This window comes from Phenylobacterium sp. LjRoot97 (genome assembly GCF_964254345.1).
Lineage (GTDB): Bacteria > Pseudomonadota > Alphaproteobacteria > Caulobacterales > Caulobacteraceae > Phenylobacterium.
On the sequence record NZ_CAXUTH020000001.1, the window covers coordinates 257,993 to 282,184 of the forward strand.

The following is a 24,192-nucleotide window of genomic DNA, read 5'->3' on the forward strand; positions in this document are numbered from 1 at the left end:
GTCATCCATGCCCTGAGGTTATGGGTCAGATCCAGCCGTGCTCGCGCAGGCGCCGGGCGTAGGTGCGGCTGACCGGGACTTCAGAGCCGTCCTTCAGCGTCAGGGTGGCGCGCCCGTCGCCGCGGCGGGCCTCGGCGATCGCGCCCCGCGCGACCCACCACGAGCGGTGCACCTGGGCGCCCTCGATCCCCTCCAGCTCAGCGACGGCGTCGCTCAGCCGCATCAGGATCAGGTCCTGGCCCTGCGAGGTGTGCAGCCGCAGGTAATGGTCCTCGGACTCCACCGCCCAGATCTCGGCGCCGCGCAGCTTGGCCGGCAGCCGCTCGAGGAAGCGGGGCGGCGCAGGCGCGGCGGAGGTCGGTGCGGCCGCGGCCTGGCGACGCCCGGCCAGCACGTTCACGGCGGTGATCATCAGCGTGACCAGGGCGACGCTGACGAACAGCGAGGCCAGCGCCCGGAGCGGGATGGGCGCGTGCAGCAGCCGCCCGTTGACCAGCCAGACCAGTCCGGTCAGCGGCCCTGCGATCACCAGCGCATAGAGAATGGTGCGCAGCCAGGGGTTCGACGCCGCGGCCCGGGCCGGGAAGACGAGCCGCAGGATCACCCCGCCCCACACCGTCCCGATGGTCAGCATGCCGGCCCAGTAGGCCAGACGTACGCCGAGCGGCGTCTGGCTCATGCCGAAGGCGCCGGAGACCGCCAGGAACACCGCCGCGGCCGCGGCGATGGCGATGCCGCGCCGCCATCCGGCGACCCCGCCCATGGGGCCGTATTCGAACCACTTCGCCTTCACTGAGCGCATGCGCAGGAGAAAACACGATTGGGTCCGATGTGGAAGCGCGGCGCTGGCGCGTCCTTATGGTCGAGCGATTGTTGTGATTGGTCTTTCTTCGATGACGCAGGCGTCAGGATTGTATACAGTAGGCGAAAATACGCGGTTTTGTTGGGGCCTCGCGGTTGCCACATTGAGCGGTGGCGCCTATAACCCCGGCCGTCCGCCGAGCCCGGCGGGTTTCCCGATCACGCGTTACGCGGCCTCATGAACATCCACGAGCATCAAGCCAAGTCCGTCCTCTCCGAGTTCGGCGTGGCGGTCCCGCGCGGCTATGCCGCCTTCTCCGTCGACGAAGCGGTCAAGGCCGCCCAGGACCTCGGTGGTCCGGTCTTCGTCGTGAAGTCCCAGATCCACGCTGGCGGCCGCGGCAAGGGCCGCTTTGAAGGCCTCGGTCCCGACTCCAAGGGCGGTGTCCGCGTCGTCAAGTCGGTCGACGAGGTCAAGGCCAACGCCGAGGAAATGCTCGGCCGCGTGCTGGTGACCCACCAGACGGGCCCCAAGGGCAAGCAGGTGAACCGCCTCTACATCGAGGAAGGCGCCGCGATCGCCAAGGAATTCTACCTGTCGCTGCTGGTCGACCGCGAAACGAGCCGGGTCTCGGTCGTGGCCTCCACCGAAGGCGGCATGGACATCGAGGAGGTCGCTCACTCGACCCCCGAGAAGATCGTCACCTTCTCCATCGACCCGGCCACCGGCGTCTTCCCGCACCACGCCCGCGCGCTGTCCAAGGCGCTGGGCCTGACGGGCGGCCTGGCCAAGGAAGCGGCCACGCTTCTCTCGCAGCTCTACACGGCGTTCCTCGCCAAGGACATGAGCATGCTGGAGATCAACCCGCTGATCGTGACCGGCGACGACCATCTGCGCGTCCTCGACGCCAAGGTCAGCTTCGACTCCAACGCGCTGTTCCGCCATCCGGACATCGTCGCCCTGCGCGACGAGAGCGAAGAGGACCCGAAGGAGATCGAAGCCTCGAAGTTCGACCTCAGCTACATTGCCCTCGACGGCGAGATCGGCTGCATGGTCAACGGCGCGGGCCTGGCCATGGCCACCATGGACATCATCAAGCTCTACGGCGCTGAGCCGGCGAACTTCCTGGACGTCGGCGGCGGCGCTGACGAGCCCAAGGTGACGGCGGCCTTCAAGATCATCATGGCCGACCCGAACGTGAAGGGCATCCTGGTCAACATCTTCGGCGGCATCGCCCGCTGCGACATCCTCGCCAACGGCGTGGTCAACGCGGTGAAGCAGGTCGGCCTGAACGTCCCGCTGGTGGTGCGCCTCGAAGGCACCAACGCCGAGCTGGGCAAGAAGATCATCAACGAAAGCGGTCTGAACGTGATCGCGGCGAACGACCTTTCGGACGGCGCTGAGAAGATTGTCAAAGCCGTGCGGGAGGCGAACTGATGTCCATCCTCATCGGTAAAGAGACGCGCGTCATCTGCCAGGGCATCACCGGCGCCCAGGGCACCTTCCACTCCGAGCAGGCCATCGCCTACGGCACCAAGATGGTCGGCGGCGTGACCCCCGGCAAAGGCGGCCAGACGCATATCGGCCTGCCGGTGTTCGACACCGTGGCCGAGGCGGTCAAGCAGACCGGCGCCGACGCCAGCGCGATCTACGTCCCGCCGCCCTTCGCGGCCGACTCGATCCTGGAAGCCATCGACGCCGAAGTCCCGCTGATCATCTGCATCACCGAGGGCATCCCGGTGACCGACATGATCAAGGTCAAGAAGGCCCTGGCCGGCTCGAAGTCGCGCCTGATCGGCCCGAACTGCCCGGGCGTCCTGACGCCTGACCAGTGCAAGATCGGCATCATGCCGGGCAACATCTTCAAGAAGGGCTCGGTCGGCGTGGTTTCGCGCTCCGGCACCCTGACCTACGAAGCCGTGTTCCAGACCACCAACGTCGGCCTCGGCCAATCGACGGCGGTCGGCATCGGCGGCGACCCGGTCAAGGGCACCGAGTTCATCGACATGCTCGACCTGTTCCTCAAGGACCCGGAAACCGAGTCGATCATCATGATCGGCGAAATCGGCGGTTCGGCTGAAGAAGACGCGGCCGAGTTCATCAAAAATTCGCCCATCAAGAAGCCTATGGTCGGCTTCATCGCGGGCCGTACGGCGCCTCCGGGCCGCCGCATGGGCCACGCCGGCGCGATCATCTCCGGCGGCAAGGGCGGTGCGGAAGACAAGATCGCAGCGATGGAGGCCGCGGGCATCCGCGTCTCGCCGTCGCCGGCGGCTCTGGGCGAAACACTTCTTCAGGTGCTGAAAGGCGCCTGACGGCGAGCCGGGCGCCTGGAAGGCGCCCGGCGACAACCTAAGTAGTATGGGCGGTCCGCGCTCGGCTCCTTCTTCCTGAAGTCCGCGCGACGGACCCCGGGAAACAGGCGAAATGGCGGACGACGGCAGTCTGATCAACGAGGTGCTCGCGGAGACCTCTTTCCTCTACGGCGGCAACGCCGCATTCGTGGAGGACCTCTACGCGAAATGGGCGGCGAACCCCGCCTCGGTCGACGCCTCCTGGCAGGCCTTCTTCTCTTCACTGAACGATCGCGCCGAAGAGGTTAAGGCCGCGGCCGGCAAGCGCTCCTGGACCAAGCCCGGCGCGCCCGCGGCCCGTCCCGACTGGCTCTCGGCCATCGACGGCCTCTGGCCGGCGGTCGAGGCCAAGGTCGGCGCGAAGGTCGCCGAACGGGCGGCGCCCAGCGCCTCGCCGGAATCGGTCCGCGCCGCCACCCTCGACTCCCTGCGTGCGATCATGATGATCCGCGCCTACCGGATGCGCGGCCACCTGCGCGCCAACCTCGACCCGCTGGGCATCACGGTGCCGGACGGCGACGCCTCCGAGCTCGACCCGGCGACCTACGGCTTCACCGAGGCCGACTTCGACCGCCCGATCTTCCTCGACTTCGTGCTCGGCCTCGAGACCGGCACGATCCGCGAGATCCTGGCGATCCTGAAGCGCACCTACTGCGGCGACATCGGCGTCCAGTACATGCACATCTCCGACCCGGCCCAGAAGGCCTGGCTGCAGGAGCGCATCGAGGGTCGCGACAAGGAGATCCACTTCACCAAGGAGGGCAAGGTCGCCATCCTTAAGAAGCTGATCGAGGCCGAAGGCTTCGAACGCTTCCTGCACAAGCGCTACCCCGGCACCAAGCGCTTTGGCCTGGACGGCGGCGAAGCCATGGTCCCGGCCATGGAGCAGATCATCAAGCGCGGCGGCGCGCTGGGCGTGCGCGACATCGTGCTGGGCATGCCGCACCGCGGCCGCCTGAACGTGCTGGCCGCCGTCATGGCCAAGCCGTACCACGTGATCTTCCACGAGTTCCAAGGCGGCTCGTCGGTGCCTTCGGACATCGAGGGTTCGGGCGACGTGAAGTATCACATGGGCGCCTCGTCGGACCGCGCGTTCGACGGCAACAACGTCCACCTGTCGCTGACCGCCAACCCTTCGCACCTGGAGATCGTCAACCCGGTCGTCCTGGGCAAGGCGCGCGCCAAGCAGGCCTTCACCCTGCGTGATGCGCCCGAGAGCGGCCGCGGCCACGTGCTGCCCCTGCTGCTGCACGGCGACGCGGCCTTCGCCGGCCAGGGCGTGGTGGCCGAGTGCTTCGCGATTTCGGGCACCAAGGGCTACCGCACCGGCGGCACCATCCACTTCATCGTCAACAACCAGATCGGGTTCACGACGGCGCCGCAGTACAGCCGCTCCTCGCCCTATCCGTCGGACGTGGCGCTGATGGTCGAGGCGCCGATCTTCCACGTGAACGGCGATGATCCGGAAGCCGTGACCTACGTCGCCAAGGTGGCCACTGAGTTCCGCCAGCAGTTCGGCAAGGACGTCGTCATCGACATGTTCTGCTACCGGCGGTTCGGTCACAACGAGGGCGACGACCCGACGATGACCTCGCCCTTGATGTACGCCAAGATCAAGGACCACCCGCCGACCCGCGAGCTCTACGCTCGCAAGCTGGTCGCCGAGGGCGTCGCCACCCAGGACGAGGTCGCCGGCTGGGTGACCGAGTTCGAGGACTTCCTCGACAAGGAATTCGAGGCCGGCAAGACCTACAAGGCCAACAAGGCCGACTGGCTCGACGGCAAGTGGGCCGGCTTGGCGCTGCCGGAGGGCGATGATCGCCGCGGCGACACCAGCGTGCCGATGCAGAAGCTGGTCGACCTTGGCCAGAAGATCACCGCCATCCCCGAGCGCCTGGACGTCCACAAGACCGTCCGCCGCGCGATCGAGAACCGCCGCGCCGCCATCGAGGCGGGCGAGGGGCTCGACTGGGCGACCGGCGAGCATCTGGCCTTCGCCAGCCTGCTGGACGAAGGCTTCCCGGTCCGTCTGGCCGGCCAGGACAGCGTGCGCGGCACCTTCGTGCAGCGCCACACCGACCTGATCGACCAGAAGACCGAGGAGCACTACACCCCGCTGTCGCACCTGCGTCCGGGCCAGGCTCACTTCGAGGTCATCGACTCGGCGCTGTCGGAAGAGGCGGTGCTGGGCTTCGAGTACGGCTTCTCGCTGGCCGACCCCAAGACGCTGACCCTGTGGGAAGCCCAGTTCGGCGACTTCGCCAACGGGGCTCAGGTGGTCATCGACCAGTTCATCTCGTCGGGCGAACGCAAGTGGCTGCGGATGAGCGGCCTCGTGATGCTGCTGCCGCACGGCTACGAGGGCCAGGGCCCCGAGCACTCCTCGGCCCGCCTTGAGCGCTTCCTCCAGCTCTGCGCGGAAGACAACCTACAAGTCGTCAACTGCTCGACCCCGGCCAACTACTTCCACGCCCTGCGCCGTCAGCAGCGCCGCGAGTTCCGCAAGCCGCTGATCGTCATGACGCCGAAGTCGCTGCTGCGGCACAAGAAGGCGACCTCGACGATGGCCGATCTGGCCGAGGGCTCGTCCTTCCACCGCGTGCTGGCCGACGACGCCGAGCGCGGCGTGGGCACCTCGGTCAAGCTCGCCTCGCCGGACAAGATCCGCCGCGTCGTGCTGTGCTCGGGCAAGGTCTATTACGACCTGCTCGACGCCCGCGAAGAGAAGGGCGTCGACGACGTCTACATCATGCGCCTCGAGCAGTTCTATCCGTGGCCGGTGAAGTCGCTGTCGACCGAGCTGTCGCGCTTCCCGAACGCCGAGCTGGTCTGGTGTCAGGAAGAGCCGAAGAACATGGGCGGCTGGACCTTCGTCGACCCGTGGCTGGAGCTCACCCTCGAGCGCCTCAAGGTCAAGGCCAAGCGCGCCCGCTACGTCGGTCGTCCGGCCTCGGCCTCGACCGCCGCGGGCCTGATGAGCCGCCACATGCGCGAACTGCAGAACTTCCTCGCGGACGCCTTCGCCTAAGGCGTCCCGCGACTTCCAAGTAAAAGAACAGAGCGAAGAGAGACAGGTACTTCCAATGGCCGACATCATGACCCCCGCCCTGGGCGAGTCCGTCACCGAGGCGACGGTCGCGCGCTGGACGAAGAAGGCGGGCGACGCCGTTCGGAAGGACGAGATCCTGGTCGAACTCGAAACCGACAAGGTGAGCCTCGAGGTCGCCGCCCCTGCGGACGGCGTGCTCGAGTTCATCGCCGCCGAAGAAGGCGCGACCGTCGAGCCCGGCGCCGTGCTCGGCCGCCTGGCCGAAGGCGCCGTGGCTGCGGCTCCGGCCGCCGCCCCGGCTCCGAAGGCCGAAGCACCGAAGCCGGCGCCGGCCGCTGCTCCGGCTCCCGCGCCGGCCGCGGCGCCCGCCGCCGCCGCGCCGCTGGCCCCGTCGGCCCAGCGCATCGTCGCTGAAAACAACCTCGACGCCGGCGCCATCGCCGGGTCGGGCAAGGCCGGACGCGTAACCAAGGGCGACGCCCTGGCCGCTCTGGAAGCCCGCGCCGCCGCCCCGGCCGCGCCCGCGGCCCCGGCCGCGCCGCGCGAGATCCATGAGCGTGAAGAGCGGGTCCGCATGACCCGCCTGCGCCAGACCATCGCCCGCCGCCTGAAGGAAGCCCAGAACGCCGCGGCCATGCTCACGACCTTCAACGAGGTCGACATGAGCGCGGTCATGGCCCTGCGCAACCAGTACAAGGACGGCTTCGAGAAGAGCCATGGCGTGAAGCTCGGCTTCATGAGCTTCTTCGTGAAGGCGGTGATCCACGGCCTGAAGCACGTGCCGGACGTCAACGCCGAGATCGACGGCACCGACGTCATCTACAAGAACCACTACGACATCGGCGTCGCCGTCGGCACCGAGAAGGGCCTGGTGGTTCCGGTGCTGCGTGACGCCGACGCGCTGTCGCTGTCGGGCATCGAAAAGGGCATCGGCGCGCTGGGCAAGAAGGCCCGCGACGGCCAGCTCGCCCTGGAAGACCTGCAAGGCGGCACGTTCACGATCTCGAACGGCGGCGTCTACGGCTCGCTGATGTCGACCCCGATCCTCAACGCCCCGCAGTCGGGCATCCTGGGCATGCACAAGATCCAGGAACGCCCGATGGCCGTGAACGGCCAGGTGGTGATCCGTCCGATGATGTACCTGGCGCTCAGCTACGATCACCGCATCGTCGACGGCCAGGGCGCGGTGACCTTCCTGGTCAAGGTCAAGGAAGCCATCGAAGACCCGCAGCGCCTGCTGCTGGACGTCTAAGCTCCGCCGAGCTGAGTAGATCGCATTTCATGGCGGCGGGGCTTCACGCCTCGCCGTTTTGCTAAGGACTGGATAGAGCAATGGCTCAATACGACGTCATCATCATCGGCGGCGGCCCCGGCGGCTACAACGCCGGCATCCGCGCGGGCCAGCTGGGCCTGAAGGTCGCCGTGGTGGAGAAGCGCACGACGCTCGGCGGCACCTGCCTCAATGTCGGCTGCATGCCGTCCAAGGCGCTGCTGCACGCCTCGGAGCTCTACGAGGCCGCCGGCGGCGAGTTCGCCACCCTCGGCATCGAGGTGAAGCCCAAGCTGAACCTCGTGCAGATGATGAAGCAGAAGGCCGACTCGGTGACCGCCCTGACCAAGGGCATCGAGTTCCTGTTCAAGAAGAACAAGGTCGAGTGGATCAAGGGCGCCGGCAAGATCGCCGGCCCGGGCAAGGTCGAGGTCACCGCCGAGGACGGCTCGGTCACCGCCCTGGAAGCCAAGAACATCGTCATCGCCACCGGCTCGGAGCCGACCCCGCTGCCGGGCGTGACCATCGACCAGGAGCGCATCGTCGACTCCACCGGCGCCCTGTCGCTGCCGGAAGTCCCCAAGAGCCTGATCGTCATCGGCGCCGGCATCATCGGCCTCGAGCTCGGCTCGGTCTGGCGCCGCCTGGGCTCGAAGGTGACCGTCGTCGAGTTCCTCGACCGTATCACGCCCGGCATGGACGCCGAGACCGCCAAGACCTTCCAGCGCTCGCTGACCAAGCAGGGCGTGGAGTTCAAGCTGGGCGCCAAGGTCACCGCCGCGACCGCCTCGAAGAAGGGCGTCTCGCTGACCGTCGAGCCGGTGGCCGGCGGCGCGGCCGAGACCCTGGAAGCCGAGTACGTGCTGGTCGCCATCGGCCGGCGTCCCTACACCGAGGGCCTCGGCCTGGAGAACGTCGGGATCACCCCGGACAAGCGCGGCTTCATCGAAACCGACCACTTCAAGACCTCGGCCCCGGGCGTCTGGGCGATCGGCGACGCCATCCACGGCCCGATGCTGGCCCATAAGGCCGAGGAAGACTCGGTCGCCTGCATCGAGATCATCGCCGGCAAGTACGGCCACGTGGACTATAACCTGGTCCCCAGCGTCGTTTACACCTACCCGGAAGTGGCCTGGGTCGGTCAGACCGAGGAGCAGCTGAAGGAGGCGGGCGTCGCCTACAAGGTCGGCAAGTTCCCGTTCAGCGCCAACAGCCGCGCCAAGATCAACCATGAGACCGAAGGCTTCGCCAAGGTCCTGGCCGACGCCAAGACCGACGAGATCCTCGGCGTCCACATCGTCGGCCCGCAGGCCGGCGAGATGATCGGCGAATACTGCGTGGCCATGGCCTTCAAGGCCGCCAGCGAGGACATCGCCCGCGTCTGCCACCCGCACCCGACCCGCTCGGAAGCCGGCCGTCAGGCCGCCATGGGCGTCGAAGGCTGGACGATGCAAGCCTGATGGACGTGAGGCGCGCGCAGGCCGACGAGATCGCGGCCTGCGCGGCGCTTTACGAGCGCGTGCTGCGCGAGACCTTCACCTGGGTCCCGGCCGAGCAGCACCAGGCCGCCGACTTCCTGTCCCACGCGGAGCAGGAGGAGGTCTACCTGGCCAGCGAGGGCGACCGCCTGTTGGGCATCGCCGCCCTCTTTCGACCGAGCAGCTTCCTGCATTCGCTCTATGTCGAGACCCGCGGCGCCGGCGTCGGCAAGGCGCTGCTCGACCACGTGGCCGCGGTCGCCGACGGGCCGCTGTCGCTGAAATGCCAGTCGCCGAACCTGCGCGCCCAGAGCTTCTACCTGCGCGAGGGCTTCCGCATCGTCGATGTCGGCCGCGACGCCGGGGCCGAGTTCACCTGGTTGCGGATGAGCCGCTGACCCCGATTTAATTTCGGCCCGTCACGATCGGGGCGTAGATTCTCCGAAACAGAGGAGGATCGAGATGGCCGCTTCCCTGCTTCTGACCGCCCTGGCGGCGACCACGCTGTCCGCGCCGCCCGCCCCATCCTGCCCCAAGGAGGCGACCTTGCAGGCCGCCGACCCCGCGCGCCCTGCGGCGGCGCTGCGGCCCCAGGACCGCCGCGGCCCAGCCGGGGCCCAGACCCTGGCCAGCCTGCCGCCGGCCGGCATGCACCTGACCGTCATGCGCTCGGTCGACGGCTGCGCGATCTCGACCCAAGTCCGCGAGAACGTCCAGGGCGACGGCCGCTTCGCCAAGCCGCGGTAGCGATCACACGAGCGTTCCTCTCCCCCGTCGGGAGAGAGGCTAGGTGAGGGGGCCTCTGCGCCGCCGTCTCCGCCACGGTTGGCCGGAGTGCGCCGCTCCGCGCCGCTGACCCCTCACCCGACCTCTCCCCTCGGGCGGGGAGAGGAGCATGGGAATCGGGCTTTCCTGGCTAAGCAGCCGAGCCGACCCCCGCCGCCAGCGTCTCCTTGAACGGCGTCGTCGGCCGCCCGATCAGCCTGCTCAGCTCATGCCCGTCGTCGAACAGCGCGCCCTGCGCCGCCTTGGCGTCGCTCTCGGCCAGCATCTCGGCCACCGCCGCCGGCAGGCCCGCGCCCTTCAGCGCCGCGGCGTATTCGGCCTCGGGCAGGTCGGTGTAGGTCACCGGCTTGCCGGCGATCTCCGCGAGCGCCTGCGCGAACTGCGCCAGGGTGAAGGCCGCATCGCCGGCCAGCTCATAGGTCCTGGTCGCCGCCTCGCCGGTCAGCACCTTCGCCGCCGCGGCGGCGTAGTCGGCGCGGCTGGCGCCGGAGATCTTCCCGCCGCCGGCGCTGCCCAGCAGCGTCCCGTGCGCCAGCGACGCCGGTGCGGCCTGCACATAGTTCTCGGTGTACCAGCCGTTGCGGAGCAGCGCGTAGGTCAAGCCGCTGGCCTGCAGCGCCGCCTCCGTCGCCCGGTGCTCGATCGCCAGGCCCAGCGGGCTCGTATCGGCGCGCAGGATGCTGGTGTAGGCGACGAAGCTCACCCCGGCCGCCTTGGCCGCGTCGATCACCGCCTGGTGCTGCGCCGCGCGTTTGCCGACCTCGCTCGACGAGATCAGCAGCAGCCGCTCGACCCCGGTCAGCGCCGACGCCAGGGCCTGCGGCGCGTCATAGTCGAAGGCGCGGACCTGCACCCCGCGCGCGGCGAGGTCGGCCAGCTTGGCCGGATCGCGGGCCAGGGCGACGATCTGGCCGGGCGGGACGGTCTCCAGCAGGGCGTCGAGCGCGAGGCGGCCGAGTTGGCCCGTGGCTCCGGTAATGGCGTACATGGCTGTCCCTCATTCTTGGGATTGAAGTTGCAGCCGGGCATCTAGGTTCCTAACTTCCTTTTCGTAAGTACGTACACGGGAGTAAGTATGGACGCGCCCATTCGTCTGGCGGATCGCATGCAGCGTGGCGACGTGTTCGCGCCGCGCTGTCCTTCGCGTGCGATCCTCAAGCACGTGACCAGCACCTGGGGCGTGCTGGTGCTGATCGCCCTGCGCGGCGGCACGCTGCGGTTCAGCGAGCTGCGCCGCAAGGTGGCCGGGGTCAGCGAACGGATGCTGGCCCAGACGCTGCAGCAGCTGGAGGGCGACGGCTTGCTGGTCCGGCGCAGCTTTCCGGTCGTGCCGCCGCACGTGGAGTACAGCCTGACCGAGTTCGGCCAGGAGGCCGCCCAGCACGTCGAGGCGCTCGCCGACTGGATCGAGGAGCGCCTGCCGGAGCTGGCCAAGAGCTCGCCGAGCTAAGACCTAGTCCGTGATCGTCCGGCGCTGCGGGCCGACCATCAGCCCCTCGATGCGCGAGCCTTCAAGCTTCAGCACCGGGCGCAGGCGATGGAAGAGGCGGGCGTAGTTGTAGAACGGCACGCTGGGCCACAGGTGGTGCATCAGGTGCAGGTTCTGCTGCAGCAGCAGGAAGGTTCCGCCCGGCCACAGGCTGATGCGCGTGTTCAGGTAGCGCTCGGTCTGGTCGAACGGGTGGTGCGGCAGCCACTGGAAGAAGATGTTCAGCGCCAGGATGCCGATCCGCGTCGGCAGGAACCACAGCATCAGCCACTCGGCGACGTGGCCCGTCGCAACAGCGGCGACCAGCAGCGCCCAGGTGAACAGGGTCACCGCGCTGACCTGGGCGATCTCGCCGGGACTCAGGATCGTACCCAGCCGCTTGTAGCGCTCGGCGTTGATGAAGCGCAGCGCGCCCATCGGGATCAACGACATCGGGACCATGATCGCCCACTTGCGCAGCAGCTGGAGGAAGGTGCCCTTCACCGAGATGTCGGGATCGCGCTCTGTGTTGGTGTGCGAGTGATGCAGCACGTGGGTGCGCTGCAGGGCCGGCCAGCCCGAGCCCATGCCCAGCGAACCGATCCAGCCGACCACGGTGTTGATCCAGTGCAGGCTCTTCGGCGCGGCGACCACGTTGCCGTGGATGGACTCGTGGACCAGCGTGTAGTGCGCGTAGGAGATCGCCGCCAGGACCGGCGTGCAGGCCCACAGCGGCCATGCACCGATGAAGCCCAGGACGATCACCGCCATCAGCGACGCGGGCAGGGCGAGCGCCAGGAACAGGGTCGGCCACGCCACCGCCGGCGACAGTTCCTGCGCGATCCGTCGCTCGTCGGCATGTGAAATCCCGATCGCCGCGCGCAGCGCCTTGGGGTCGTGAGCACCGTCGGCCATGGCCGTTCCTCCATCCCACTGCCTGGGGGTTGGCGGCGACGATAGCGACTTTGAAAATCAAAGCGACTCGAAAATGACGCATGCGTCACGTTTTTCCGCGTGAGTGAATCCGTGTCGCTTTGATTTTCATGGTATCTCACGGGCGGCCGCATCCGCCGCGGCCCCGCAAGGAGGCGGGAAGGTCTGCCATGAGCGTTCCGGAGTCCGACTACGGCGACGACACCCTGTGTCCGGTGGCCCATTCCACGGGCCTCGTCGGCGACCGATGGTCGATCCTCATCGTGCGCGAGTTGCTGATGGGTCAGAGCCGCTTCCAGGACCTGCAGGCCCAGACCGGGGCTTCCAGCCAGATGCTCGCCGCCCGACTCAAGCGCCTCGAAGCCAACGGCGTCGTGGAACGCCAGGCCTATTCCGAGCGTCCGCCGCGGTTCGAATACCGGCTGACCCAGAAGGGCCGCGACCTGATGCCGGTGATCCTGGCGCTGCGGACCTGGGGCGAGCAGTGGTGCAAGCCGGTCGCCGGCGGCCCGGCGACCCAGATGTTCCACCGCGCCTGCGGGACGGAGCTTGAACTGAACGGTCGCTGCCCGGCCTGCAAGGTCCTGGTCGACTGGCCCGACATGCGTGGCCAGCCCAGTCAGGCCTGGGCCGACGAGCGCCGCCGCCGCGCCGCCGACTTCGCCGAGCAGCGCAAGGCTTAGAGCGGGCGCCTACGGCCGGCGGATCTCGAAATAGGTCTTGGCGTCCCGCGTGAACCCGACGCCTTCGTAGAACCGCAGGGTGGACTCCCGGCGCGACCCGGTCGCCAGCAGCACCTTGTAGCAGTCGGCCCTCCAGGCCTTGTCCAGCGCCGCCTCCAGCACCGCGCGGCCCAGCCCGCGGCGGCGATGGCCCTCGTCGGTCACCACGTTCTCGATCACGCCGTAGGGACGCGCGCCGCGCGACAGGTTGGGCACGATCGCCAGCGTGCAGGAGGCCACCAGCCGGCCCTCGATCTGCACAACGAACGGCGTCGTCAGGCCTGAGCCCAGCAGCGCCGCCCACACCGGCTCGGCCGCGGCGAGATCGAGCACGGGATCGCCTGGATTGAGCTGGCGATAGAGCGCCAGCACCTCGGCCAGATCGTCAGTCGTCGCGGGGCGGGGCTCGGCCATACGGCGACGCTAGCTTGCCGGAACCGCGGGGCGCAACGCTTGCGGCTCGAGCAGGATCTTTCCGCGCCGCCCCGGCCGCGCCTGGTGCGCCAGGGCGTCCTGAAACTGGTCCAACGGGTAGCGCGCCTCGACCCGTGTCTCCGCCAGACCGCGACGGACGTCTTCGAACGCTTGGTCCATGGCCTTCAGGAGGACGGCTCGCGGCGCCGAGTGCACCCAGCTTCGCAGCCAGAACAGGCGCAGGTCGCCGTCGATTCTCGATCCAAGGTCGGCGGGAAGCGGCGCGCCCGACAGCAGACCGTAGTGAATGAACGCCCCGCCGGGCCTCACCGCCAACGCCAGGGCGACGCCGCTCGCGCCGCCGACGGCGTCGAACGCCGCGTCCAGGCGGGGAAGCGTCTCGCCGTCGAGCCGCACGTCGTCGGCCGGCTCGCCGGCCAGCGACATCTCGGCCTGGCGCGAGCGGACCACCGCCACCGTCCGCAGGCCCGCCCCCCGCGCCATGCGCAGCAGCATCCGACCGGTCGCCGAGTTAGCGGCGTTGACGCCGACCACCGCTCCGGCGCTCACGGCGGCGGACGACAGCATCATCCGCGCCGTCAGCGGGTTGATATAGGCGGTGGCGGCCTGATCGTCGGTGAGGTCGTCGGGGACCGGGATGCACCAGTCGTCCGATGTGGCCTTGAAGGTCTGCCAACCGCCGGCCGAGCCGATCATCAGCACCCGCTGCCCCACGGACAGCGTTGTCGCCTCGCCGGCCTGTTCGACGACGCCGAGCGCCTCGAACCCCGGGATGAATGGCAGGGAGGTTCGATGCGGATAGGCGCCCGAGATCGTGACCAGATCCGACGGGTTGATGGGACTGGCCAGCAGCCGCGCCACCACTCCGTCCGGCGGCGCCAGGGGTCTGGCGGCCGGTTCGCAGACGAGAACGTCGGCGGGGTCGCCGAAGCGGTGGGCGATGACGCGGAACATGGCGGGTCTACTACCGCGTCGACGGCCCGCGGTCGCGGCGTCCGTCTCAGGCGTGCGGATGGGCCTTGGCGTAGGCGCTGAGCAGCGACGCCGCATCGACCTCGGTGTAGCGCTGGGTGGTCGATAGCGAGGCGTGGCCCAGCAGTTCCTGGATCGAGCGCAGATCGGCGCCGGCGCCCAGCAGATGGGTGGCGAACGAGTGGCGCAGGGCGTGCGGGGTGGCGCTGTCGGGCAGGCCGAGGCGGCCACGCAGGCCCTGAACCGTCGCCTGCACGTGGCGCGGGCTTAAGGGGCCGCCGCGCTTGGCGCGGAACAGCGGCTCATGGGGCTCCAGCACGAACGGCAGGTCGGCGACATAGGCGTCGATCGCCTGCCGGACCGCCGGCAGCACCGGCACCATCCGGGTCTTGCCGCCCTTGCCGAGGATGCGCAGCGTTTCGGGGACCGGCGCGTCCGAGCGCTTCAGCGACAGCGCCTCTGAGATCCGCAGGCCGCAGCCATAGAGCAGGGTCAGCACCGCCTGGTCGCGGCTGACCTCCCAGTCGTCGCGGTCGGGATCGAAGGCCGGTTCGGCGATCAGCCCGACGGCCTGATCCTCGCTGACCGGCCGTGGCGCCGAAGGGACGACGCGTGGGCCGCGCACCAGGGCGATGGCGGCGTTGGGAGTGTCCAGCCGCCGGTCGAGGAACTTGTGGAAGGTCCGGATCGCCGACAGCGCCTGCGACAGCGAGCGCGGCGACAGCGGCTGGTCGCCCTGGCGCAGATGCGCCAGCCAGGCGCGGATCTCGCTGGGGACCAGGGTCCCCATGTCGGCCAGGCTGAGGGCCTCGCCGCGATGGCGTTCGAGAAAACTGATGTAGCGGCCGCCGGCGAAGGCGTAGGCCTCGACCGTGCGCGGCGAGGCGCGGCGCTCCTTGGCCAGATGCTCCAGCCATTGGGCGAGCGCCTGGCGGGCGGAGGTCACAGGACTGGCCACCGCTCCGCGGTCCGTTCGACCACGCGAGCGAGGAAGGCGACCAGTTCAGCGCCCATGTCTTCGGTGAAGCCGTGCTCGTCGGACGATCCGAAGGCCAGCAGGCCTTCGCGCGACGGCTCCCAGATCGCCATGCGGACCATGGCCATCGAGCGGACCTGCGGCGCACGCTCGCCGAACAGCCCAAGCGCGACGGGCTCGAAACCCATCAGCGCCACCCGGTCGTGGCCGATGATCATGTCGATCTGGCCTTCGACCAGCATCCGCCAGCCGGCCGGGGTGCGCTCGGGACCTTCCAGGGCGACTACGCCGCTGACCAAGCCGAAGCGCAGCTGCGCCAGCTCGTCGACCCGGCGGGCGAGGTCGGCGTGGTTGCGCGATTCCAGCATGTCGACGACCGCGCCATGGGTCTGGGCCTGGGCGGCGAAGTTGGCGCGGGCGGTGGCTTCCAGGTGCTTGCGGGCGCTGGACTCGCGCTTGTGCGCCTCGTGCACTCGGGCCAGCGCCGCCGGCCCGAAGTCGATCACATTGCCGGCGTCGGCGCGCAGGCCGAGCTCGGCCAGCAGCGCCTGATCGCCGCGCAGGAAGTCGGGATTGTCGGCCAGGAAGGCGCGAACCTCGCGGGGCTCGAGACCATGTTCCTTAGCCTTCGCCCCGCTTTCCATATGCCGCCCCCAGCGTTCTACAGGATGGACTGGCCCGTCTTGGCCCAGTCGCTGAGGAATTGTTCAAGACCCTTTTCGGTTAACGGGTGCTTGAAGAGGTCGGCGAAGGTGGTGGGCGGAATGGTCGCGCAGTCGGCGCCGGCTAGGGCCGCGGCGGTCACGTGGGCCGGGGTGCGGATCGAGGCGGCGAGGATCTCGGTGTCGAAGCCGTAGTTGTCGTAGATCGCCCGGATTTCCTGGATCAGGCCCATGCCTTCGGCGCCGTAGTCGTCCAGGCGGCCGATGAACGGCGAGATGTAGCTGGCGCCGGCCTTGGCGGCGAGCAGCGCCTGGGCGGCGGAGAAGCACAGGGTGACGTTGGTGTGGATGCCCTGCACCGCGAACTCCGACGTCGCGATCAGGCCGTTGCGGGTCAGCGGCAGCTTGACGACCACGTTCGGGGCGATCGCGGCCAGCTTGACGCCCTCGGCCAGCATGCCCTCGACCTCGGTCGCGGCGACTTCGGCGCTGACCGGGCCCTCGACGAGCTCGCAAATCTCGGCGATCACCTCCAGCATGGGGCGGCCGGACTTGGCGATCAGGGTCGGGTTGGTGGTCACCCCGTCCACCAGGCCGGTGGCGGTGAGCTCCTTGAGCAGGCCGATGTCGGTGGTGTCGAGGAAGAGCTGCATGGGTGACCTTCTGGCGCGGGGTTTCGCGGGCTCTTTACCGTTTGCAGCCGCGTGCGGCCAGCCTATCTGGACGGGGCCATGAGCCGCATCGCCTCCGTTCTGCTTCCCATGCCCCTGCCCGAGGCGTTCGACTACGCCGAGCCGGAAGGGATGGAGCTTGTCGTCGGCGACCAGGTCGCCGCGCCGCTCGGCCCGCGGCTGCTGCGCGGCGTCGTCGTCGCCCTGCGCGAGGGCGCCGGCGGCAACCGGCCGCTCAAGCCCCTGGACAGCAAGCTCGATTCCCCGCCGCTGCCGCCTGGCGCGATCGAGTTCGTGCAGTGGGCGGCGCGCTATTCGGTCGACGCGCCGGGCCAGCCGCTGGCCATCGCCATCCGCGGCGCCCGCGCGCCCAAGGCCAAGCCCGAGAAGGTGCTGGAGGCCACCGGCGTCCTGCCGGCCCGCTCGACCCCCGCCCGGCTCAAGGTGCTGGAGGCCGCCGCGGCCGGCCCGCAGGCGCCGGCCGATCTGGCCCGCGCCGCCGGGGTCTCGGCCGGCGTCGTGAAAGGTCTGGTCGACGAGGGCGCGCTGGCCCTGCGGCTGATCGAGGCGCAGGCCGGCTTTCCTGAACCCGACCTCGCCCGCGCCGGCCATCCGCTGAACCCCAGCCAGGCCGCCGCCGCCGAGGCGCTGGTCGACATGGTCGGCGAGGGCGGCTTCAACGTGGCGCTGCTCGACGGCGTCACCGGCTCGGGCAAGACCGAGGTCTATCTGGAGGCGGTCGCCGCCGCGCTGGCCCGCGACCCGGCCGCCCAGGTGCTGGTCATGCTGCCCGAGATCGCCCTGACCCAGGCCGTGATCGCCCGGTTCGTGGAGCGCTTCGGGGTGAAACCGGCCGAATGGCACTCCGACGTCGCCCCGCCGATGCGGCGGCGGACCTGGGACGCGGTCGCCACCGGCCAGGCCCGCATCGTCATCGGCGCCCGCTCGGCCCTGTTCCTGCCGTTCACCCGCCTGTCGCTGATCGTCGTCGATGAGGAGCACGACGGCTCCTACAAGCAGGACGAGGGCTTCATCTACCAGGCCCGCGACCTCTCGGTGATGCGCGGCAAGATCGAGGGCGCCGCAGTGATCCTCGCCTCGGCGACGCCGTCGCTGGAGACCCTGCGCAACGCCGAGACCGGCCGCTACCGCTGGCTGAGGCTGACCAGCCGCCACGGGACCGCGCAGCTGCCCGACATCACCCTGATCGACCTCAAGGCGACGCCGCCGCCGCCCGGCCGCTGGCTCTCGCCGCCGCTCGTCGACGCCATGGGCCAGACCCTGGCGGCCGGCGAGCAGACCCTGCTGTTCCTCAACCGCCGCGGCTACGCCCCGCTGGTGCTCTGCAAGGCCTGCGGCGAGAAGCTGACCTCGCCGGACACCGATAGCTGGCTGGTCGAGCACCGCTACTCCGGCCGCCTGGTCTGTCACCTGACAGGCTTTTCGATGGTCAAGCCCGACAAGTGCCCGCACTGCGGGGCCAAGGACAGCCTGACCTCGATCGGCCCGGGCGTGGAGCGGGTGGAGGAGGAGGCCCGCCACCTGTTCCCCGACGCCCGCATCGCCGTCTTCTCGTCCGACACCGTCTGGGACGCCAAGGAGGCGCGCCGGCTGGTCGATTCCATGGCCGACGGCGAGATCGACATTCTGGTGGCGACCCAGGCCGCCGCCAAGGGCCACAACTTCCCGAAGCTGACCCTGGTGGGGGTGGTCGACGCCGACCTTGGCCTGCGCGGCGGCGACCTGCGCGCGGCCGAGCGCACCTACCAGCTGCTGGCCCAGGCCACCGGCCGCGCCGGGCGCCGCGACCGTCCCGGCCGCGCGCTCTTGCAGACCTACGCCCCCGAGCACTCGGTGATGCAGGCGCTGAAGGCCCAGGACCGCGACGCCTTCGTCGAGGCGGAGATGGCCGAGCGCGAGATCATGAAGCTGCCGCCGTTCGGGCGGCTGGGGGCGATCGTGGTCTCCGGACCCGACGCCGCGGCGCTGGAGGCCTTCGCCCGCGAGATGGCCAAGGTTGCGCCCAACGCCGAGGGGGTCGAGGTCTACGGCCCGGCCGACGCGCCGCTCAGCCTGGTGCGCGGCCGCCGGCGCAAGCGCTTCCTGGTCCGCGCTGACCGCAATGTCGACCTCTCGGCCTACCTCGCCACCTGGCGCGCGCGCGTGCGGCCGCCCGGCGCGATCCGGGTGGCCATCGACGTCGATCCGTACAGTTTTCTTTGAATGAAGATCCTCCCCTCTTGGGGGAGGTGGCTCGCTGCGCAGCAGCGAGACGGAGGGGGACCGCTCTCAAGGAGCTTCAAAGTCCCCCTCAGTCCGCCCTATGGCGGACAGCTCCCCCAGCGGGGGAGCAGCCGTCTTTCCGTCAGTGCTTGGTCGCGTCCTGACCCAGCGCTTCGCGCTTCTTGGCGGCGTTGCGGCTCCACATGTTGAGCCCCTCGACCAGGGCCGAGAACGCCATCGCCGCGTAGATGTAGCCCTTCGGCACGTGCACGCCGAAGCCGTCGGCGATCAGCACGGTGCCGATCATCAGCAGGAAGCCCAGGGCCAGCATCACCACGGTCGGGTTGTTGTTGATGAAGTTGGCCAGCGGGTCGGCGGCCAGCAGCATCACGGTCACCGCCACGATCACCGCGATGACCATGACCGGCAGGTGCTCGGTCATGCCGACGGCGGTCAGGATCGAGTCGATCGAGAACACCAGGTCGAGCAGGATGATCTGGAAGATGGCGGCGCCGAAGTTCTTGGCGACCTCCTTCTTGGCGTCGAACACGTCATTGTTCGGGGTCGGATCGACGGTGTGGTGGATCTCGGTCGTCGCCTTCCAGACCAGGAACAGGCCGCCGGCGATCAGGATCAGGTCGCGCCACGAGAACGCCAGCTCCCAGGCCGGCTTGCCGTGTTCGTCCAGGGCCCCGTGCCAGGGCAGTTCGAACACCGGCGCGGTCAGGCCGACGATGAAGGCCAGGGTCGAGAGCAGGACCAGGCGCATGATCAGCGCCAGGCTGATGCCGATGCGGCGGGCCTTGGTGCGGTGTTCCGGAGGCAGCTTGTTCGAGAGGATGGAGATGAAGATGAGGTTGTCGATGCCAAGGACCACCTCCATGACGATGAGCGTGATCAGCGCCGCCCACACGGCCGGATCAGCAGCTAGGGTCATAAGGGTGTCCATCGAGGTCCTCTCGGTTATGTGGAAATTCTATCGAGCCAACCGCGTCAGATAAGGTGGAGTTTCAGCGCCGCAAGCGGGTCACCGTCTCAACAAAGCTCGATTTCAGCCGCGCCAGCGCCTCAGGCCCCTCGGCGTGGCCGGCCCAGACCACCCCGTAGTTCAGCGCGCCGTTGATCATCACCGCCAGGGTTTCGGGGTCGCCCTCCAGGCCGCCCTCGGCGACCGCGGCCGCCACGCCCTCGATCAGCAGGCCAAAGCCGTGCCGGCGGTCCATCTCGTTCCAGGCCTCCCAGCCCAGCACGCTGGGGGCGTCGAGGATTAGGATCCGGCGCACCTGCGGGGCGGCCATGAAATCGAGAAAGCCCAGGCAGCCGGCCACCAGCCCGTCGAACGCCGAGCCCTGCGCGTCGGCGTCGGCTTCGATCATCTGCTCGGCCTCGGCGTGCAGGTCCTCGCAAACCGCGGCGAACAGCGCCTGCTTGTCGGCGAAGTGATGATAGAGCGCGCCGCGCGTGACCCCGGCGGCGGCCAGGATCGCCTCCGTGCTGGTCGCGCCATAGCCCTGGGCGGCGAACAGCTCGCGCGCCGCCGTCACCAGCCGCGTCCGCGTCGCCGCCGCCCGCTCCGCCTTCACGCCCATCGAACGATTCCCGTTTGACATACAGACAGTCTGTATCTTAACTCGCGTCTCAGGCCGATCAAGGGATGGACGCCATGAAGTTCGTCGACCGCTACCCGATCATCGTCACGCCCAGGCTCGCCGACTGCCGCGACTTCTGGACCGCCTACCTGGGCTTCGACGTCGTCTTCGAGGCCGACTGGTTCGTCCTGCTGGCCGCCGACGGCGCGACCCTGGCCTTCATGCACCCGAACCATCCGTCGTCGCCGCCGGGACCGGAGAGCTTCTCCGGCAAAGGCATGTGCTTCGAACTGCAGGTCGAGGACGCCACCCTGGCCTATGAGGAGTTCCGCGGCCGCGGTCTGCGGGTCGACTACGCCCTGGCCCAGGAGCCGTTCGGCCAGCTGCGCTTCGGCTTCTTCGATCCCTCCGGCCTCTGGGTCGACGTTGTCGAACAGATCGAGCCGGTCGAAGGCTTCTGGGACCGCTACATGACCGCCGCGGCGTAGCCCACGGCGTTATCCGGGCTTCCGCATCTGGACCGCTCCCTCGCCCCCTTGGGGGAGAGGGGTGGGGTGAGGGGGACTGCTGACTCAGCAATGCGCCGCTCCGCGTCGTACGACCCCCCACCTGACCTCTCGCCTCAGGCGGGGAGAGGAGCCGGCGTTGCAACCGTCCAAAAGCAGGTCCTCCCCTCCTGGGGGAGGTGGATCGGAGGTCCCCCAGGAGGGGAGCAATGGGACGCCGCGCGCAATCGCTTGTCCCGTAACCGAATGGTCAGGCTTGCCGGCGTAGTGTCCCCGCCGGGGCTCGCCTGGTGCGCGAATTGCACTCGCCCCTGACGTTGCGCCGAGAACGGCGCCGGAACGGGACGAAGCCGCCTATGAACGACGCCTCGAACATCCGCCAGCTCACCTCCTTGCGGTTCTTCGCCGCCTTCTGGGTGGTGCTGTTCCACTACTGGCCGAAGCTCGATTTCGACGCGGCGATCCCGCTCTTCGTGCAGAAGGGCTATCTCGGGGTCGAGCTGTTCTTCGTCCTCTCCGGCTTCATCCTCTGCCACGTCTACCGGACCAGCCTGGAGGAGGGGCGCTTCCGCTACGGATCGTTCCTCTGGAACCGGCTCGCGCGGGTCTATCCGCTGCACCTGGCCACCCTGGTCGGCATGATCGTCCTGGCGCTTGGCGCCCAGGCCGCGGGCTTTGGCATCGACTCGAACATCCTCTCCTGGGAATCGCTGCCGGCGAACCTGCTGCTGCTCCAGGCCTGGGGCCTGGCCCCGCAGGCGGCGTTCAACCATCCGTCCTGGTCGATCTCGGCCGAGTGGTTCGCCTATCTGTCGTTCCCGCTGTTCGCCTGGGGCGCGCTGGCGCTGAAGGACCGGCCGTTGATCGCCCTTGGCTTGGCGATCGGCTTCCTCGCCGGTCTCTATGCCGCTTTCCAGCATTTCGCCGGCTTTCCGCTGACCCAGGCGACCATCCAGTGGGGCGCTTTGCGAATTGTTCCCTGCTTCGCCTACGGCTGTGCGCTGCACGCCCTGTGGCGCGCGCGGCCCTCGGAGAATCGTCGCAACGCCTTGAGCGGCGCGCTCGTTTCGACCGTCGCGGTGCTCATTCTGGCGGCGATCGCCGCTCCTGATGCCGTAATTGTGACCGCGCTCGGCGCCGTGATCTTCTTCCTCGCGCGAATGGCGCAAACGGGCTCTGAAACATTTGGTAACGCGAAGCTCGTTTATCTGGGGGAGATCAGCTACTCCGTCTACATGGTCTGTGTTCCGTGGAAGATAGTATTCGTGAACGCAGCCTCGAAAGTATTTGAGCTCAACGACGAGCGCCTGCCTCTTTGGCTGTGGTTAGTTTTCCTGGGTGGAGTCGTTCCACTGGCCGCCGCGTCCTATCATCTTATCGAAAAGCCGGCTCGGGCCCGCATGAAGCTGTGGGCGGACGCGTGGGAGGCTCGGCGACCTTCTACCGCAGGCGCGTAAAGACTCTTTTCATCGCGGCGTGAGATGGTTACCCCTTACGCTGTTCGCGTGGGGGAGTACCCGTAACATGCTTAAACGCCCGAGGGCCGTGATCGGCTCCCTGGCCGCCGCGGCGGTTATGTTTTTCGCCCCCATCTCGGGTGCGATGGCCGACACCTATTGGCAGTGCGTTCCGTTCGCGCGGCTGATTTCGGGCGTGCAGATCTATGGCGACGCCTGGACCTGGTGGCGTCAGGCGGTCGGCAAGTACGAAACCGGCTTCAGCCCCAAGGCGGGCGCGGTCCTCTGCTTCAAGCCCACCGGCAAGATGCGTCTCGGCCACGTCGCCGTGGTCAGCCAGGTGCTGACCGACCGCGTGATTCAGATCACCCACGCCAACTGGTCGCGCATCGGCGGCACCCGTGGACAGATCGAAAAGGACGTCACCGTCATCGACGTCTCGCCGGCCGGCGACTGGTCGCAGGTCAAGGTCTGGTACGATCCCGTGCGTGACCTCGGCTCGTCGACCTATCCGACTCACGGCTTCATCTATCAGGACGCCAACGCCCTGCGCATGGCGAGCAACAAGCTCAACGGCGCGCAGAACACCGCGCTCGCCGTGGCCCAGGGCGCGGCCAACCAGGTCGCCTCGGTCGTCCGTCCGGGCGCCGGCCCGCTGCAGATGCTGAGCCAGGCCGCCGACTCCACCGACCGGATCGCCGCCCTCATCCAGGCTGCGACCCAGATGACCCCGCCGGCCGAGTCCAACTGACCGGCCGGGCGTTGACGCCCACCCCCCGACGTTTCAGATGGGGCTCCATCCCGCGCGGAGAGCTCCATGCTGAACCTGCTTCGTCGCTCCGGGCGGGGACTTGCGCCTGAGACCATCGGCGAAGGCTGGCGGCCCGGCGAAGACATCATCTGGATCGACCTGGTCTCGCCGTCTCCTGAGGAGGAGCGCGCCGTCGAGCAGGCCTACGGCGTCGACCTTCCGACCCGCGAAGAGACCGCTCACGTCGAGCCGTCCTCGCGCCTCTACCAGGAAGACGGCGCGACCTTCCTGACCGCCACCCTGCTGGCCCGCGCCGACGAGCCGCACCCGGTCGCGACGCCGGTGACCTTCGTGCTGCTGGCCGACGTGCTGATCACCATCCGCTACGAGCCGCTGAAGGCGTTCTCGATCTTCTCCCAGCGCTGCGCCAAGCTCCCGGTCGGCGACGGCGGCGAGGCGGCGCTGGAACTGCTCGACGCCATCGTTGAGCGCTGCGCCGAGGTGCTCGAGCAGCAGTCGTCGCGGGTTCACGAAACCTCGGTGGCGATCTTCAACCGCCCGCCCAGCACCGCCTTCGGGCCGTTGCTCACCGACCTCTCGCGCGCGCAGTCGATCACCTCGATGGCCCGCAAGAGCCTGGTCTCGCTCAGCCGCCTGGCCAGTTTCGCGGCCCTGGCCCCGGAATTCCAGAAGCGGGAGGCCCGCCGCAGCCACCTGACGTCGATCCAGCACGACATCCAGGCCCTGACCGAGCACTCCAGCTTCACCTCCGGCCACATCTCCTTTCTGCTCGATGCGGCGCTCGGCCTGATCAACATCGAGCAAAACAGCATCATCAAGTTCTTCTCTGTGGTTGCAGTCGTCTTCCTGCCGCCGACGCTAGTCGCATCTATATATGGAATGAACTTCGACGTGATGCCCGAACTCCACTGGATGTTTGGGTATCCATTGGCTGTTCTGCTTATGGTTATCACGGGAGTTACCCCGTTTATCTGGTTCAAGAAGAAAGGTTGGCTGTAGATCGCCGACCGGCGTTAGATGTCGCCACGGTGAAGTCACAATTGTGCAACCGTTCCTTAAGCGCGATG

At 68.7% G+C, this 24,192-nt stretch carries 24 protein-coding genes; 14 read left to right on the forward strand and 10 right to left on the reverse strand.

What is annotated here, in order from left to right; genetic code table 11:
• Nucleotides 1-25 precede the first annotated feature (25 nt).
• Complete coding sequence (locus ACSQ2H_RS01290) at nt 26-802, reverse strand: LytTR family DNA-binding domain-containing protein (protein WP_436059674.1); 777 nt, start codon at nt 800-802, stop codon at nt 26-28.
• A 237-nt stretch (nt 803-1,039) separates the two neighbouring features.
• On the opposite strand from ACSQ2H_RS01290, the gene sucC reads away from it, so the two are divergent.
• The 7 genes from sucC (at nt 1,040) to ACSQ2H_RS01325 (ending at nt 9,700) form a co-directional block, all read left to right on the forward strand.
• Nucleotides 1,040-2,239 (forward strand): ADP-forming succinate--CoA ligase subunit beta, encoded by a 1,200-nt coding sequence (gene sucC, locus ACSQ2H_RS01295; protein WP_436059675.1) that lies wholly within the window; start codon nt 1,040-1,042, stop codon nt 2,237-2,239.
• Nucleotides 2,239-3,117 carry a succinate--CoA ligase subunit alpha gene (gene sucD, locus ACSQ2H_RS01300; protein ID WP_293407396.1) on the forward strand — a complete coding sequence of 293 codons (879 nt, stop codon included), beginning with the start codon at nt 2,239-2,241 and terminating at the stop codon, nt 3,115-3,117. The genes sucC and sucD overlap by 1 nt, the downstream gene beginning before the upstream one ends.
• A 112-nt stretch (nt 3,118-3,229) precedes the next feature.
• Nucleotides 3,230-6,184: a 2-oxoglutarate dehydrogenase E1 component gene (locus ACSQ2H_RS01305; RefSeq protein WP_436059676.1), complete on the forward strand. Its 2,955-nt coding sequence runs from the start codon at nt 3,230-3,232 to the stop codon at nt 6,182-6,184.
• A gap of 55 nt (nt 6,185-6,239) precedes the next feature.
• The gene (gene odhB / locus ACSQ2H_RS01310; protein WP_436059677.1) at nt 6,240-7,457 is read left to right on the forward strand and encodes a 2-oxoglutarate dehydrogenase complex dihydrolipoyllysine-residue succinyltransferase; all 1,218 of its coding nucleotides are present in this window, start codon (nt 6,240-6,242) and stop codon (nt 7,455-7,457) included.
• Nucleotides 7,458-7,537: 80 nt separating this feature from the next.
• Nucleotides 7,538-8,935: a dihydrolipoyl dehydrogenase gene (gene lpdA / locus ACSQ2H_RS01315; protein WP_436059678.1), complete on the forward strand. Its 1,398-nt coding sequence runs from the start codon at nt 7,538-7,540 to the stop codon at nt 8,933-8,935.
• Entirely contained in the window at nt 8,935-9,351 is a 417-nt protein-coding gene (locus ACSQ2H_RS01320) for an N-acetyltransferase family protein (protein WP_436059679.1), read from the forward strand. The genes lpdA and ACSQ2H_RS01320 overlap by 1 nt, the downstream gene beginning before the upstream one ends.
• 64 nt (nt 9,352-9,415) lie before the next feature.
• A complete protein-coding gene (locus ACSQ2H_RS01325; RefSeq protein WP_436059680.1) occupies nt 9,416-9,700 on the forward strand; it encodes a hypothetical protein in 285 nt (94 codons plus the stop codon).
• A 169-nt stretch (nt 9,701-9,869) separates the two neighbouring features.
• Here ACSQ2H_RS01325 and ACSQ2H_RS01330 read toward each other — a convergent pair whose 3' ends face one another.
• Entirely contained in the window at nt 9,870-10,727 is an 858-nt protein-coding gene (locus ACSQ2H_RS01330) for an SDR family oxidoreductase (protein WP_436059681.1), read from the reverse strand.
• Nucleotides 10,728-10,844: 117 nt separating this feature from the next.
• Here ACSQ2H_RS01330 and ACSQ2H_RS01335 point away from each other — a divergent pair, with 117 nt between their 5' ends.
• Nucleotides 10,845-11,189, forward strand: coding sequence for a winged helix-turn-helix transcriptional regulator (locus ACSQ2H_RS01335; RefSeq protein WP_436059682.1), 345 nt, complete (start codon nt 10,845-10,847; stop codon nt 11,187-11,189).
• Nucleotides 11,190-11,192: 3 nt separating this feature from the next.
• Here ACSQ2H_RS01335 and ACSQ2H_RS01340 read toward each other — a convergent pair whose 3' ends face one another.
• Entirely contained in the window at nt 11,193-12,122 is a 930-nt protein-coding gene (locus ACSQ2H_RS01340) for a fatty acid desaturase (RefSeq protein WP_436059683.1), read from the reverse strand.
• Between the two features lie 188 nt (nt 12,123-12,310).
• Between ACSQ2H_RS01340 and ACSQ2H_RS01345 the strand changes: the two genes are divergently transcribed.
• A complete protein-coding gene (locus ACSQ2H_RS01345) occupies nt 12,311-12,823 on the forward strand; it encodes a winged helix-turn-helix transcriptional regulator (protein ID WP_436059684.1) in 513 nt (170 codons plus the stop codon).
• A gap of 9 nt (nt 12,824-12,832) precedes the next feature.
• Here the strand turns inward: ACSQ2H_RS01345 and ACSQ2H_RS01350 are convergent, their stop codons facing one another.
• The 5 genes from ACSQ2H_RS01350 to fsa are packed head-to-tail and all read right to left on the reverse strand — an operon-like array spanning nt 12,833 to nt 16,560.
• On the reverse strand, nt 12,833-13,276 hold the full coding sequence (locus ACSQ2H_RS01350) for an N-acetyltransferase family protein (RefSeq protein ID WP_436059685.1): 444 nt from the start codon (nt 13,274-13,276) through the stop codon (nt 12,833-12,835).
• Between the two features lie 9 nt (nt 13,277-13,285).
• Nucleotides 13,286-14,251 carry a zinc-dependent alcohol dehydrogenase family protein gene (locus tag ACSQ2H_RS01355; RefSeq protein ID WP_436059686.1) on the reverse strand — a complete coding sequence of 322 codons (966 nt, stop codon included), beginning with the start codon at nt 14,249-14,251 and terminating at the stop codon, nt 13,286-13,288.
• 46 nt (nt 14,252-14,297) lie between these two features.
• Complete coding sequence (locus ACSQ2H_RS01360; protein WP_436059687.1) at nt 14,298-15,227, reverse strand: tyrosine recombinase XerC; 930 nt, start codon at nt 15,225-15,227, stop codon at nt 14,298-14,300.
• A complete protein-coding gene (locus ACSQ2H_RS01365; protein WP_436059688.1) occupies nt 15,212-15,889 on the reverse strand; it encodes a DUF484 family protein in 678 nt (225 codons plus the stop codon). The genes ACSQ2H_RS01360 and ACSQ2H_RS01365 overlap by 16 nt, the downstream gene beginning before the upstream one ends.
• A 17-nt stretch (nt 15,890-15,906) precedes the next feature.
• Nucleotides 15,907-16,560: a fructose-6-phosphate aldolase gene (fsa, locus tag ACSQ2H_RS01370; RefSeq protein WP_436059689.1), complete on the reverse strand. Its 654-nt coding sequence runs from the start codon at nt 16,558-16,560 to the stop codon at nt 15,907-15,909.
• 78 nt (nt 16,561-16,638) lie between these two features.
• Between fsa and ACSQ2H_RS01375 the strand changes: the two genes are divergently transcribed.
• Nucleotides 16,639-18,801, forward strand: coding sequence for a primosomal protein N' (locus tag ACSQ2H_RS01375; protein WP_436059690.1), 2,163 nt, complete (start codon nt 16,639-16,641; stop codon nt 18,799-18,801).
• 142 nt (nt 18,802-18,943) lie between these two features.
• Here the strand turns inward: ACSQ2H_RS01375 and ACSQ2H_RS01380 are convergent, their stop codons facing one another.
• Nucleotides 18,944-19,750 (reverse strand): TerC family protein, encoded by an 807-nt coding sequence (locus tag ACSQ2H_RS01380; RefSeq protein WP_436059691.1) that lies wholly within the window; start codon nt 19,748-19,750, stop codon nt 18,944-18,946.
• A 61-nt stretch (nt 19,751-19,811) separates the two neighbouring features.
• On the reverse strand, nt 19,812-20,390 hold the full coding sequence (locus ACSQ2H_RS01385) for a TetR/AcrR family transcriptional regulator (RefSeq protein WP_436059692.1): 579 nt from the start codon (nt 20,388-20,390) through the stop codon (nt 19,812-19,814).
• A 74-nt stretch (nt 20,391-20,464) separates the two neighbouring features.
• On the opposite strand from ACSQ2H_RS01385, the gene ACSQ2H_RS01390 reads away from it, so the two are divergent.
• The 4 genes from ACSQ2H_RS01390 to ACSQ2H_RS01405 all read left to right on the forward strand — a co-directional run bounded on the left by ACSQ2H_RS01390 (nt 20,465) and on the right by ACSQ2H_RS01405 (nt 24,124).
• Complete coding sequence (locus tag ACSQ2H_RS01390; protein WP_436059693.1) at nt 20,465-20,878, forward strand: VOC family protein; 414 nt, start codon at nt 20,465-20,467, stop codon at nt 20,876-20,878.
• 374 nt (nt 20,879-21,252) lie between these two features.
• The gene (locus ACSQ2H_RS01395) at nt 21,253-22,353 is read left to right on the forward strand and encodes an acyltransferase family protein (protein ID WP_436059694.1); all 1,101 of its coding nucleotides are present in this window, start codon (nt 21,253-21,255) and stop codon (nt 22,351-22,353) included.
• Between the two features lie 67 nt (nt 22,354-22,420).
• Nucleotides 22,421-23,104 carry a CHAP domain-containing protein gene (locus ACSQ2H_RS01400; RefSeq protein ID WP_269627311.1) on the forward strand — a complete coding sequence of 228 codons (684 nt, stop codon included), beginning with the start codon at nt 22,421-22,423 and terminating at the stop codon, nt 23,102-23,104.
• Between the two features lie 66 nt (nt 23,105-23,170).
• Entirely contained in the window at nt 23,171-24,124 is a 954-nt protein-coding gene (locus tag ACSQ2H_RS01405) for a magnesium transporter CorA family protein (RefSeq protein WP_436059695.1), read from the forward strand.
• The last annotated feature ends 68 nt before the right edge of the window (nt 24,125-24,192 follow it).